Genomic DNA, 12,163 nt, shown 5'->3' with positions numbered 1-12,163 from the left:
CCTTCTCGTGGGAGCAGTCCTAAGGGGACAAAGAGCGGGGCGTCGCTAGACGTCGAGGAAGCGCACATCCTTGGCGTTACGCGTGATGAAGGAACGGCGGGCTTCGACGTCCTCGCCCATCAGGACGGAGAACAGGTCGTCGGCCTGCGCGGCGTCGTCCAGGGTGACCTGGCCGAGCAGCCGGTTCGCCGGGTCCATCGTGGTCTCCCACAGCTCTTCGGCGTTCATCTCGCCGAGACCCTTGTAGCGCTGGATCGCGTCGTCCTTCGGCAGCTTCCGGCCGGCCTCGACACCCGCCTGGATGACGGCGTCGCGTTCCCGGTCGGAGTACGCGTACTCCGGGTCCTGCCGCGGCCACTTGATCTTGTACAGCGGCGGCCGCGAGAGGAACACGTGTCCGTGCTCGATCAGCGGGGGCATGAACCGGAACAGGAAGGTGAGCAGCAGCGTGGTGATGTGCTGGCCGTCCACATCGGCGTCGGCCATCAGCACGATCTTGTGGTAGCGCAGCTTCTCGATGTCGAACTCTTCGTGGATACCGGTGCCGAGCGCGGTGATCAGCGACTGGACCTCGGTGTTCTTGAGGACGCGGTCGATACGGGCCTTCTCGACGTTGATGATCTTGCCCCGGATCGGCAGGATCGCCTGGTACATCGAGTCGCGGCCTTCCTTGGCCGAACCGCCCGCCGAGTCACCCTCGACGATGTAGAGCTCGCATTCCGACGGATTGGTCGAGCGGCAGTCCTTGAGCTTGCCGGGCAGCCCGCCGATCTCCAGCGCGCCCTTGCGGCGGACCAGGTCGCGCGCCTTGCGGGCGGCCATCCGCGCCTGCGCCGAGGAGATCGACTTGTTGATGATCGTCTTCGCCTCGGTGGGGTTGCGCTCGAACCAGTCGGCCAGCCATTCGTTCGAGGTCTGCTGCACGAACGTCTTGGCCTCGCTGTTGCCCAGCTTGGTCTTGGTCTGGCCTTCGAACTGCGGCTCGGAGAGCTTGATCGAGACGATCGCGGCGAGACCCTCGCGCACGTCGTCACCGGAGAGGTTGGCGTCCTTCTCCTTGAGCAGCTTCTTCTCGCGCGCGTACGCGTTGACGACGCGGGTGAGCGCGGCGCGGAAGCCCTCTTCGTGCGTGCCGCCCTCGTGCGTGTTGATCGTGTTGGCGAAGGTGTACACCGACGGCGTGAAGCCGTTGTTCCACTGCATGGCGACCTCGACCTCGAGGCCGGTGCCCTTGGCCTCGAAGGAGATCACGGAGGCGTGGATCGGGTCCTTGCTGCCGTTGATGTGCTTGACGAAGTCTTCGAGACCGCCCGGGTAGCAGTAGGTCTTCTCCTTGACCCGCGCCGCCTGGCCGGAAGCGTCCGCTTCGGTCTCTTCGTCGGCGACGCGCTCGTCGCGCAGCGAAAGGGTCAGGCCCTTGTTGAGGAAGGCCATTTCCTGAAGACGACGGGAGATCGTCTCGAAGTTGTACGTCGTGGTTTCGAAGATGTCGCCGTCGGCCCAGAAGGTGATCGTGGTGCCGGTCTCGGTCGCCGGGCCGAGATCTTCCAGTTCGCCGGGGATCTGGTCGGTGTACACCTGGCGCCAGCTGCGCCCGCCGTATTTGACCTCGGCGACGAGCCTGGTGGAGAGCGCGTTCACCACGGAGACGCCGACGCCGTGCAGACCACCGGAGACCGCGTAGGAGTCGCTGTCGAACTTGCCGCCCGCGTGGAGCACGGTGAGCACGACCTCGAGGGTCGGCTTCTGTTCCTTCGGGTGCATGTCGACCGGGATGCCGCGGCCGTCGTCGACGACGCGGACCCCGCCGTCGGCCAGCAAGGTAACCTCGACCTTGGTGGCGTAGCCCGCCATCGCCTCGTCGACGGAGTTGTCGACCACCTCTTGGACGAGGTGGTGGAGGCCGCGTTCACCGGTGGAACCGATGTACATACCGGGACGCTTGCGGACGGCTTCGAGCCCTTCGAGCACCGTGATCGACGACGCGTTGTACTCGCTCTTGTTCTCGGTCACAGGCGTTGTTTCTCCTCGTCTCGCTCGAGCAGACGCTCGCTCATCACCAGTGTACTTGGCCGCGTTCGCAGACATGCGGCAAGGACACCCCTGATTTGCTCACAGACGCGCTAATTCGCTCAAAGAAGAGTCTTGACGTTCGCGAAGCACTCTGGGCGCGTTCTCGGCGCTTTAATGGGCACTGTCGCGGCGAAGCGCAACTCGGGTCAGCCGTACGTGTCACGCGGGCCGCGTCCCGGGACGTGCCGCGGCCCTTTCCGCCAGCTCGGCGCCGTCGGCCCCTGGATCCGCATCTTCTTCACCACGCCGTTCCCGACGCCTTTGGCGATCTTCGCCAGCAGCTGCCCCTGAAGCAGGCGAAGCTGCGTCGCCCACGCTGTCGAACTCGCGCGCACGGTCAGCTCGCCGTCCTTCAGAGCCACCGGCTGGGCGTGTTCGGCGACCTCTTCACCCACCAGACGTGCCCAGTGGCCGAAGACCTGACCGTTCGCCAGCCGCGTGTTCCAGCCGCGGTCGACGGCGATCCGGGAGGCGAGCCTGCCGAGCGGTTGCGGGTCGCGGGCGTCGGCGCCCGGCCCTGACCAGCGACGACGTCGCGGGCTTTGCCCGGCCGAACCGGCTCCCCCTCCGGTGATACGGCCACGGCGCACGCCCGGTTCAACCCCGCGGGCCTTCGCTTTGGCCTTCGCGGCGTCCAGAGCGGCCCGAGCCAGGTCACGACCTGTAGTCGGTTCCTTGCTTTCGGTATCAGTTGAGCCGTTCGATACCGCGGGGCGATCACTCCGCGTATCGAACAAGGCTCCCTCACTCGGGTTACCACCCGCGTGAGGGGTGTCAAGCCGCTTATCAGGCCCCTTGGTCACGCGGGGCGATAACGCGTTCACGGTGTTATCCACACTGTCCACAGGTTTGTCCCCAGATCGGTGGGCAACTGCTGTGGCGCCGATCACCCGGGGTGTCCGCTTCGCGGGATCACCCTCGGTTGATCTCACCATCCGCCACGAGGAATCGATGTCCGGCCAGTTCGGCTGGCACGTCCTCGTCCACGGCGGCGGTCACCAGCACCTGCTCGGCGCCTGCCGCCACCTCCGCCAGCCGGGCCCGGCGACGCCGGTCCAGCTCGGCGAACACATCATCCAGCAGAAGCACCGGTTCACCGGCCTCGCCACGCAGGAGCTCGTAGCTTCCCAGACGCAACGCGAGGGCGAACGACCAGGACTCCCCATGGCTCGCGTAGCCCTTCGCCGGCGCTTCGCCGAGGATGAGATCGAGCTCGTCCCGGTGCGGGCCGACCATGCTCACCCCGCGTTCGAGCTCCAGGTTCCGCGACCGTTTCAGCGCCTCGACCAGCACTTCCTTGAGGACCGCTTGGTCGGCGCGAGGACCGTCCGGAGTGCCGTAGCCCTCCGGCATCGCTTCGCCGAGGCTCGACTTGTACGCGATCTTCGCCGGTCTCGAATCGGGCGCGACCCCCATGTACGCGGAGGCCGCGTACGGCGCGAGGTCGGCGATCAGGTTCAGCCGGGCCGCCAGCAACGCGGCCCCGGCCACCGCCAAGTGGTCGTCCCAGACGTCGAGCGTCGACAACGCGTACGGGTCTTCGCGCCCCGTCCGCCGCTTGCCCGCCGTCTTGAGCAGGGCGTTCCGCTGTTTCAGCACCTTCTCGTAGTCGGCGCGGACCCCGGCGTACCGGGGCGCGCGCAGCACGAGGAGTTCGTCCATGAACCGGCGCCGTTCCCCGGGATCCCCGCGCACGAGTGCCAGGTCCTCCGGGGAGAACAGCACCGTGCGCAGGATCCCGAGCACGTCGCGGGGCTTACCGACCGCGCCGCGGTTGACCCGCGCGCGGTTCGCCTTGCCGGGCGTGATCTCCAGTTCGACCGTCAGCTCGCGATCCTCGTTGACCACCGCGACCCTGATCAGCGCGCGTTCGCACCCGTGCCGCACCAACGGCGCGTCGGTCGCGACGCGGTGCGAGCCCAGGGTCGCGATGTAGCCGATCGCCTCGAGGAGGTTCGTCTTGCCGCGGCCGTTCTGTCCGACGAGGACGGTCGGGCCGGGTTCGAGCGGGAGATCGGCCAGTGGCCAGGACCGGAAGTCGGTGACCTGCAGATGTCTTAAGTACAACCCTCTTGCCTAGTCGCCGGCCTTCTTGACCGAGTGCCCGCCGAACTGGTTGCGCAGCGCGGCGACGGCCCGCATGGCGGCCGAGTCCTCCTGGCGCGAGGCGAACCGCGCGAACAGCGCGGCCGAGATGACCGGCGCCGGGACCGCGTTGTTGATCGCCTCTTCCAGGGTCCACCGGCCTTCGCCGGAATCCTCGACGTAGCCCTCGAGGTCGTCCAGCTCCGGGTCCTCGTCGAGCGCGCGGACCAGCAGGTCGAGCAGCCACGAGCGGACGACGGTCCCCCGCTGCCAGCCCTTGATCACCGCGGGCACGTTCTCGACGACCTTCGCGGCTTCGAGCAGCTCGAAACCTTCGGCGAAGGCCTGCATCATGCCGTACTCGATGCCGTTGTGGATCATCTTCGCGTAGTGACCCGAGCCGACGGCGCCGGCGTGCGAGAAGCCCTCGTCACGCGGACCTTCGGGGCGAAGCGCGTCGAAGATCGGCATGGCCTTCTCGACGTCCGAAGCCGCGCCGCCGACCATCAGGCCGTAGCCGTTGTCCTTGCCCCACACGCCACCGGAAACCCCGCAGTCGAGGTAACCGATCTTCTTCGCGGCGAGCAGGTCGGCGTTGATCCGGTCGTCGGTGTACTTCGAGTTGCCGCCGTCGATCACGAGGTCGCCCTCGGACAGCAGGTTGCCGAGCTCCGCGACGGTCTGCCGCGTCGGTTCGCCGGCGGGCACCATGATCCAGACGATCCGGGGACCGTCCAGTTTGGACACCATGTCCTCGAGTGAGGTGGAGTCGGTGACGTCGGGGTTGCGGTCGTAGCCGACCACCTCGTGACCGGCCGCGCGCAGCCGCTCACGCATGTTGAACCCCATTTTGCCGAGGCCGATGAGTCCCAGCTGAGCCATGAAGATCCCCTTTGGTGCGAACAGAAGTGGCGGCCGGTCAGCCCGGGAGGCGGACCGGCATCAGGAGGTACAGGTAGCCGGGGACGACGTTGCCCTCCTCGTCGGCGGGCTTGATCAGCGCCGGCCGGTTCGGGGTGGTGAACGTCAGTTCCGCCCGGTTCGCGTTGAGCGCGCCGAGCCCGTCGACGAGGTAACCCGGGTTGAACGCGATGGTCACCGGCTCACCCTCGTAGTCGACCTGAAGCTCTTCCTCGGCCGAACCTTCGTCGTCGCCGCCGGCGGAAAGCCGCAGCGAGCCGTCGTTGAACTCCAGCCGCACCTGGGTGCCACGCTCCGCGACCAGCGAAACACGCTTGATGGACTCGGCGAGCGCGGAGACCTCGATGACCGCGCGCGACGTGTGCTGCGCCGGCAGCAGCTGCCGGTACGGCGGGAACTCCGCGTCGAGGAGGCGGGTCGTGGTGTAGCGACCGGAACCGGAGAGACCGAGGAGCCCTTCGCCGCTGGCGAGCGCGAGCCGGATCTTGGCACCGCTGGCGCCGAGCGTCTTCGCGGCCTCGGCGAGCGTGCGCGCCGGGACGAGGACGGCGGCGTCGGACAGGCCCTCGGCCGGCTCCCAGGTGAACTCGCGCATCGCGAGGCGGAAACGGTCGGTGGCGACCAGGGTCAGCGAGGAGCCGGAGATCTCCAGCCGCATCCCGGTCAGCATCGGGAGGGTGTCGTCCTTGCCCGCGGCGACGACGACCTGGGTGACGGCCTGGCCGAACGCGTCACCGGTGAGTTCACCGGCGAAAGCGGGCTGGGACGGGAGCTGCGGGTAGTCCTCGACCGGCATGGTCGGCAAGGAGAAGCGCGCGGAACCGCAGGTGATGGTCGCGCGGGCGCCGTCGACGGAGATCTCGACCGGCTGCGCGGGCAGCGACTTGGTGATGTCGGCCAGCAGACGGCCGGAGACCAGCAGGCGGCCGCCGTCGGCGATGGTGGCCGGGACGCCGACCGTTGCGGAGACCTCGTAGTCGAATCCGGAGACGGTGAGGGCGTCACTCGTCCCGTCGGATCCCGCATCGAGCAGGACACCGCCCAGAACCGGGACCGGAGGCCGCGACGGGAGGCTTCTCGCCACCCACGCGACGGCGTCGGCCAGCCCGTCACGCTCGACGCGGATCTTCATGCGCGCTTCCTTTCGACAGCCGAGCCCCTGACGGCTCGAAAGCTCAACGGGTCACCTCGGCCGGAGAGCGCGATGGCCAGGTGCCTCGCAGGTGTGTTCGGTCCGTGCGAGGACGCGAACGCACGTCGACACGCAGACCAGGTGCAGGGACCCACGTTAGGCCGTCCCCGGGGTCCGCGTCACCTCGGCCTCCCCTTGCTTTTGTCGACAAGACGACACGGCTCACCGGCTGTCCCCAGATTCGTCCTTCGCCTGTTTTTGTTTTGTTCTCTTCTAGAGAAGAAGAAAAGACAGCAGTAGTAATAGGTGTTGTGGATTGTGTGGACAAGGCTCGTTCGCGCAGGTCCGGGCGCCTGGAGGGCTGTGGACTCCGGGTGTGTACGGACGGTGGACAGCTCGGGGCGTCCGTGGATGGATTCGGGCGGCGCTCGATCTGTCCACAGTCATCCACAGTTGTCCCCACGGTTATCCCCAGTCGAACGCCGGTTTGTACCCAGGGTTGTGGGCGCCGTTCGTGACCGGAATCGCTCGGGAGAGTGATCCATGCAGCCTGCATCACCCTTGTGCACAAGATGTGGGCAACCTGGGGACAGCGTGTGGATCTTGGTGTGGAAATGCTGTGGATCGCCTGTGAGTGCGATGTGGACGGAAACCCGATCGCCGCAGCTCTGCGACCCGCCGGAGTTGTGCACAAGATACCCACAACATGTGGATTCCTTTGTACACAAGGAAAATCCCGAAGCATCCCGAGGCCTCCTTCGCGCGCTTCGCCGCTTCTTGGCCTACGCGCGCTTCGGGCCTATGTAGACACAAAGAAGGGCTCCCACGACCGCTGAGAGCCCCTGAAACCCTTATGCGCTAAGGAACTGATGCCCGGTGACCACAGAGGTCTCCCCAAGGGCGCCCCGCGCCCGACGGAGACTTCACCCGTCGAGCGCCCTCTTTCGGGCCGAAGGCCCACGAAAACGCGATGAAGGGGCGCCTTCCCGCTCACCTTGAGGTGGAAGCGGAACGACGCCCCTTCGGCGCGCTTTTCGTCAGCGCGAGATCAAAAACTACTGCCTTGCGCGCTGCTTGATCCGTGAAGTGAGTTCCTGCACCTGGTCGTAGATGCGCCGTCGTTCGGCCATCTCCTTGCGGATCTTCTTGTCCGCGTGCATGACGGTGGTGTGGTCGCGGCCGCCGAAGGTCTGCCCGATCTTCGGCAGCGACATGTCGGTCAGTTCGCGGCAGAGGTACATCGCGATCTGGCGTGCGGTCGCGAGCGCCTTCGTCTTGCCGGGGCCGCAGAGGTCGTCGAGGGTCACGTCGAAGAACTCCGATGTGACGCCCATGATGGTCGGCGCGGTGATCTCCGGTGCGTGTGAATCCGGGATGAGGTCCCGGAGCACGATCTCGGCGAGCGCGACGTCGACGGGCTGCTGGTTCAGTGACGCGAAGGCGGTGACGCGGATGAGCGCGCCTTCGAGTTCCCGGATGTTCGCCTCGACGCGCGAAGCGATGAACTCCAAGACCTCGCCGGGAACCGCGAGCCGGTCCTGCGCGGCCTTCTTGCGAAGGATCGCGATACGCGTTTCGAGTTCCGGTGGCTGGATGTCGGTGATGAGGCCCCACTCGAACCGCGTGCGCAGCCGGTCTTCCAGCGTTTCGAGGCGCTTCGGCGGACGGTCGGAGGAGACGACGATCTGCTTGTTCGCGTTGTGGAGGGTGTTGAAGGTGTGGAAGAACTCCTCCTGCGTACCTTCTTTGCCTTCCAGGAACTGGATGTCGTCGACGAGCAGGATGTCGATGTCGCGGTAGCGGCGCTGGAACGCGACCTTGCGGTCGTCTCGCAGCGAGTTGATGAAGTCGTTGGTGAACTCTTCGGTCGACACGTACCGCACGCGCATCCCGGGGAACAGCCGCTGGGCGTAGTGCCCGACCGCGTGCAGCAGGTGGGTCTTCCCGAGTCCGGACTCTCCCCAGATGAACAACGGGTTGTACGCGCGCGCCGGTGCTTCGGCGACGGCGACCGCGGCCGCGTGCGCGAAGCGGTTCGACGCACCGATGACGAAGGTGTCGAACGTGTACTTCTCGTTGAGCTTCGTCTTCGACGTCTGCGGCTGCGCCGGCGCGGTGTAGGGCTGGCCCGCGATCGGCTGACCGGAGAACGTCGGCCAGATCTCGGTCACGGCGGCGAGGGCCTCGCCCTCTTCGTCGACTTCTTCATCGCTGTCATCGCCATCGTTGAGGCTGTTGTCCACCGGCTGCTGCCGCGGCGGCCTCGGCTTCGGAGGCTCGGGCCGGGGCCTGGTCGGGGACAGCATGCCGTCACCCTCGGGCAGCGGAGGAGTACCCGGCACCGGGCCGGACCCGTTTTCCACCCGGCTGGGTGACGTCGGTTCGTAGCGAGGGCCCGGCGAAGGCGGGGGCATCGAAGTGTGGGGCTCGGTGCTGTCGACCTTCACCGCGAGCGAGACCGCGCGGCCGAGCCGTCGCGAAAGGGCTTCGGTGATCGCGCCGCGCAGGGCGCGTTCGATCGCTTCCTTGGCGAAGTCGCTGGGGGCGGCGAGCAGCGCGGTGCCGTCGAGCAGGCCGATCGGCCGGGTCACCCGCATCCAGGCGCGCTGCTGCGGGGAGAGGGTGCCATCGGACAGCTCGCGGACGACCTGCTCCCAGATGACGCCAAGATTGTGCTGGTGATCGGACACCTGCCTGACTCCCCTCCCCTCGTCGGTGCGCTGCGGCGAGATCACTCAGCGGCCCGAACGCCGGGTCGAGCGTCATCATGGCCCGGTCGGCTCATGCGCACAGCAAATATCCACATAGTTGTCCACAGCTGTGCACTAATGTACGGCGACCCGCGGTGACGCCACCTGCGGGATCGTCGTATGCCGACGGGACGCCTCCACATCCCCAAGGACACCCGGGCGCCTGCACCGTTCCACCTCGGCGAAAACCCGGGAGGGGCACGCTAACAAGCCCCGCTCGTTGCCACAAGGCATCCTCGCGCGCAAGCATTTCACGGTGTACGGCGTGTTGCCATTCGGTGCCCTCGCGTCGTCGGTGATCACTCTCCACGTACGGTCGCGGTCCGTGGTCGAGGGGGTGCTTGCCGGGCCCGGGCGGTGGGTGCGTACCCTCGTAAGGTCTCCCGTATACAGCGGGGGCGTTTCGCGTGCCCACGTTGTCGTCGCTCGACGTGACGAGGCCACACGTTGGTAGGAGACACCAGAGACTGCCGTGCGTCAGCACGACACGCCAGGAACGGGTCGAACCGTTCCCGGCGGCCGAGAAACAGGAGAAGTTAGTCGTGAGCAAGGGTAAGCGCACCTTCCAGCCGAACAACCGCCGCCGCGCCCGGGTCCACGGATTCCGGCTGCGCATGCGGACCCGCGCCGGCCGGGCCATCCTGGCGGCTCGTCGTCGCAAGGGCCGCGGCGCGCTGTCCGCCTGATCCGGCCGTCGTCGAGGGACGTCGTGCTGCCGGCCGCCGCGAGGTTGCGGCGCAGTGAGGATTTCCGTGCCGTGATGCGGCGTGGGGCCAAGGCAGGCAGGCGCCGCCTCGTCGTCCATGCGTTGACCACGGACCCGCCCGATGCCGCCGAAGCGGCGCGGGCGGGTTTTGTGGTGAGCAAGGCCGTGGGCAATTCGGTGGTCCGCCACCGGGTCACCCGCCGATTGAGGCATCTCGTTTCCGCCAGGATCGGAACACTGCCGCCGGGCAGCTCGTTGGTGATACGGGCACTACCTCCGGCCGCGGACGCGTCCAGCGCGGAACTCGGCTCGGACCTCGACGCGTCGTTGCGGCGTCTCGGACTGTCCCGCCAGACGCGACCCCCCGACCACGGATCAGCGGTGTAACGGCATGCGAGCCACCGAGAACGACACCACCGGAGAAGCCCGTCCCGGCCCGGTGGCATGGGTGCTGCTCCTGCCCATCAAGCTGTACCGCAAGGCGATTTCGCCCTTCCTTCCTCCGGCGTGCCGGTTCTACCCGAGCTGTAGCGCGTACGCCGTCGAGGCACTGACCCGGCACGGCGCCGGCCGCGGCACTTATCTCGCGGTCCGCCGTCTGCTGCGCTGTGGCCCGTGGACCATGCCCGGCCGCGATCCGGTACCCGAGACGTTCTCGTGGCGCCACCGCCGACCTGAAACACCGATCGAGGAGTAGCTCAGTGCTCGACTTCATCTACTACCCCGTGTCCTTCATCTTGTGGTGTTGGCACAAGGTCTTCGGGCTCGTGTTCGGTGAGGCGAACGCGGTTTCCTGGGTCTTGGCGATCATCTTCCTGACGTTCACGGTCCGCGGCATCATGTTCAAGCCGTTCGTGAACCAGGTCCGGTCGATGAAGAAGATGCAGGACTTCGCGCCGGAAATGAAGAAGATCCAGAAGAAGTACGCCAACGACCGGCAGCGCCAGGCGATGGAGATGCAGAAGCTCCAGAAGGAGCACGGCGTCAACCCGCTGGGCAGCTGCCTGCCGATGCTGCTTCAGATCCCGGTCTTCATCGGTCTGAACCACGTCCTGCGGATGTTCACCATCAACCCGTACGGCGGCCCGAAGACCGAGAACTACTTCTTCGACCAGGCCGGTGTCGAGTCGTACGTCAACGCGAAACTGTTCGGCACCAACCTCGGCGAGGCCATCTACACCGGTGTCGACATGGTCAGCGGCGGCAACACGGCCGCCGGCTTCCACTGGCACGTCGCCCCCGTCGCGATCCCGCTGATGATCGTCGCCAGCATCGCCACGCACCTCACCGCGCGTCACTCGGTCCAGCGTCAGAACCCCGAGTCGGCCACGCCGCAGACCGCGATGATGAACAAGCTGACGATGTACATCTTCCCGCTCGGTGTCCTCGTCTTCGGTGCCCTGTTCCCGATCGGTCTGCTCTTCTACTGGCTCGCCAACAACGGCTGGACCCTGATGCAGCAGCGGCTCGTCTACACGAAGATCGACAAGGAAGAAGAGGCCCGCAAGGCCGCCGAGAAGGAGAAGCGCTCCAACCTCGGCCCGAAGCCCGGTCAGAAGCCGACCGCGCCGCGCCCCGGCCAGAAGCCGGTCCAGCAGAAGAAGAACAAGCAGTCCTCCGGTGGTCAGGTCAAGAAGGCGGGCTCCCCGCACGGCTTCGCCCAGACCGGTTCGTCCGCCGCGGAGAAGAAGGACGCCAACGACGCAACAGCCGAGTCGTCGACGAACGGCTCGAAGGAGAACGGTGCGGACGTGCCCGGTCTCATCTCGGACTCGACTAAGAAATCGGGCCGGAAGCGTCGCTGACGCCGATCCGGTTCGGAGAGGAGACCAGTAATGGCGGAGACGATCGACACGATCGACGCCGAGGAGAACAGCGCGGCCGAGGTTGAGGGCGCCGCTGAAGAGACCGCTCGCAAGGGAGGTGTCGACGACGACGTCCTCGTGAAGGAGGGCGACATCGCCGGTGACTACCTCGAGCGGCTGCTCGACCTTTTGGACTACGACGGCGACATCGACCTCGATGTCGAAGCGGGCCGCGCGATCGTCAGCATCGACGGCGGCGAGGACCTCGAGAAGCTCGTCGGTCCCCGCGGCACCGTGCTGGAGGCGCTGCAGGAGCTGACCCGGCTGGCGGTGCAGCAGGAGACCGGTTCGCGGAGCCGGCTGATGCTGGACATCGCGGGCTGGCGCGCGGACCGTCGCGAGGAGCTCCGCGAGCTCGGTCGCTCGACCGCCGAGACGGTCGTCTCGTCCGGCGAGCGTGTCCGGCTGCAGCCGATGAGCCCGTTCGAGCGGAAGGTCGTGCACGACGCGGTCGCCGCCGTCGACGGGGTCAAGAGCGAGAGCGAAGGAGAGGACCCGAAGCGCCGGGTCGTCATCTTCCCCGCCTGACGGTTACTCGAACGAAGCGGCCCGCCGGGGATACCGGGGGGCGCGTGGTTTTTTGGGGGGGGTATTAAAAACCTGGCGGTTTAACTGAAAAAAGGGGAGGGGC

At 66.9% G+C, this 12,163-nt stretch carries 11 protein-coding genes; 5 read left to right on the top strand and 6 right to left on the bottom strand.

Annotated elements, in window-relative coordinates:
* Positions 1–45: 45 nt before the first annotated feature.
* The 6 genes from gyrB to dnaA form a co-directional block, all read right to left on the bottom strand.
* Positions 46–2,013: a DNA topoisomerase (ATP-hydrolyzing) subunit B gene (gene gyrB / locus ACFWIW_RS01615; RefSeq protein ID WP_378366611.1), complete on the bottom strand. Its 1,968-nt coding sequence runs from the start codon at positions 2,011–2,013 to the stop codon at positions 46–48.
* Between the two features lie 206 nt (positions 2,014–2,219).
* Complete coding sequence (locus ACFWIW_RS01610; protein WP_378366907.1) at positions 2,220–2,726, bottom strand: DciA family protein; 507 nt, start codon at positions 2,724–2,726, stop codon at positions 2,220–2,222.
* A gap of 259 nt (positions 2,727–2,985) precedes the next feature.
* Positions 2,986–4,140 carry a DNA replication/repair protein RecF gene (gene recF, locus ACFWIW_RS01605; RefSeq protein WP_378366610.1) on the bottom strand — a complete coding sequence of 385 codons (1,155 nt, stop codon included), beginning with the start codon at positions 4,138–4,140 and terminating at the stop codon, positions 2,986–2,988.
* A gap of 9 nt (positions 4,141–4,149) precedes the next feature.
* Positions 4,150–5,040 (bottom strand): phosphogluconate dehydrogenase (NAD(+)-dependent, decarboxylating), encoded by an 891-nt coding sequence (gene gnd / locus ACFWIW_RS01600; protein ID WP_016330461.1) that lies wholly within the window; start codon positions 5,038–5,040, stop codon positions 4,150–4,152.
* Between the two features lie 37 nt (positions 5,041–5,077).
* Positions 5,078–6,211, bottom strand: a complete 1,134-nt coding sequence (dnaN, locus tag ACFWIW_RS01595; protein WP_020632653.1) for a DNA polymerase III subunit beta — start codon at positions 6,209–6,211, stop codon at positions 5,078–5,080.
* A 1,055-nt stretch (positions 6,212–7,266) separates the two neighbouring features.
* Positions 7,267–8,901: a chromosomal replication initiator protein DnaA gene (gene dnaA, locus ACFWIW_RS01590; protein WP_072029365.1), complete on the bottom strand. Its 1,635-nt coding sequence runs from the start codon at positions 8,899–8,901 to the stop codon at positions 7,267–7,269.
* A gap of 602 nt (positions 8,902–9,503) precedes the next feature.
* Between dnaA and rpmH the strand changes: the two genes are divergently transcribed.
* Genes rpmH through ACFWIW_RS01565 form a run of 5 tightly spaced genes read left to right on the top strand, consistent with a single transcriptional unit; the run spans position 9,504 to position 12,060 of the window.
* Positions 9,504–9,647, top strand: coding sequence for a 50S ribosomal protein L34 (rpmH, locus tag ACFWIW_RS01585; protein ID WP_005154511.1), 144 nt, complete (start codon positions 9,504–9,506; stop codon positions 9,645–9,647).
* A gap of 23 nt (positions 9,648–9,670) precedes the next feature.
* The gene (gene rnpA, locus ACFWIW_RS01580) at positions 9,671–10,054 is read left to right on the top strand and encodes a ribonuclease P protein component (RefSeq protein WP_037333978.1); all 384 of its coding nucleotides are present in this window, start codon (positions 9,671–9,673) and stop codon (positions 10,052–10,054) included.
* A 4-nt stretch (positions 10,055–10,058) separates the two neighbouring features.
* On the top strand, positions 10,059–10,364 hold the full coding sequence (gene yidD, locus ACFWIW_RS01575) for a membrane protein insertion efficiency factor YidD (RefSeq protein ID WP_378366609.1): 306 nt from the start codon (positions 10,059–10,061) through the stop codon (positions 10,362–10,364).
* A 4-nt stretch (positions 10,365–10,368) separates the two neighbouring features.
* Positions 10,369–11,472 carry a membrane protein insertase YidC gene (gene yidC / locus ACFWIW_RS01570; protein WP_378366608.1) on the top strand — a complete coding sequence of 368 codons (1,104 nt, stop codon included), beginning with the start codon at positions 10,369–10,371 and terminating at the stop codon, positions 11,470–11,472.
* 30 nt (positions 11,473–11,502) lie between these two features.
* The gene (locus ACFWIW_RS01565) at positions 11,503–12,060 is read left to right on the top strand and encodes a R3H domain-containing nucleic acid-binding protein (RefSeq protein WP_007032243.1); all 558 of its coding nucleotides are present in this window, start codon (positions 11,503–11,505) and stop codon (positions 12,058–12,060) included.
* Positions 12,061–12,163: the final 103 nt, after the last annotated feature.

This window comes from Amycolatopsis sp. NPDC058340 (assembly GCF_042723975.1).
Classification (GTDB): Bacteria; Actinomycetota; Actinomycetes; order Mycobacteriales; family Pseudonocardiaceae; genus Amycolatopsis.
This window is presented reverse-complemented; position numbering and strand designations above follow the sequence as displayed.

What these genes read in the sequence shown, in the direction of transcription:
- dnaN (WP_020632653.1), bottom strand. Translation starts at nt 6,211, where the DNA reads ATGAAGATCCGCGTCGAGCGTGACGGGCTGGCCGACGCCGTCGCGTGG.
- gnd (WP_016330461.1), bottom strand. Translation starts at nt 5,040, where the DNA reads ATGGCTCAGCTGGGACTCATCGGCCTCGGCAAAATGGGGTTCAACATG.
- ACFWIW_RS01565 (WP_007032243.1), top strand. Translation starts at nt 11,503, where the DNA reads ATGGCGGAGACGATCGACACGATCGACGCCGAGGAGAACAGCGCGGCC.
- yidD (WP_378366609.1), top strand. Translation starts at nt 10,059, where the DNA reads ATGCGAGCCACCGAGAACGACACCACCGGAGAAGCCCGTCCCGGCCCG.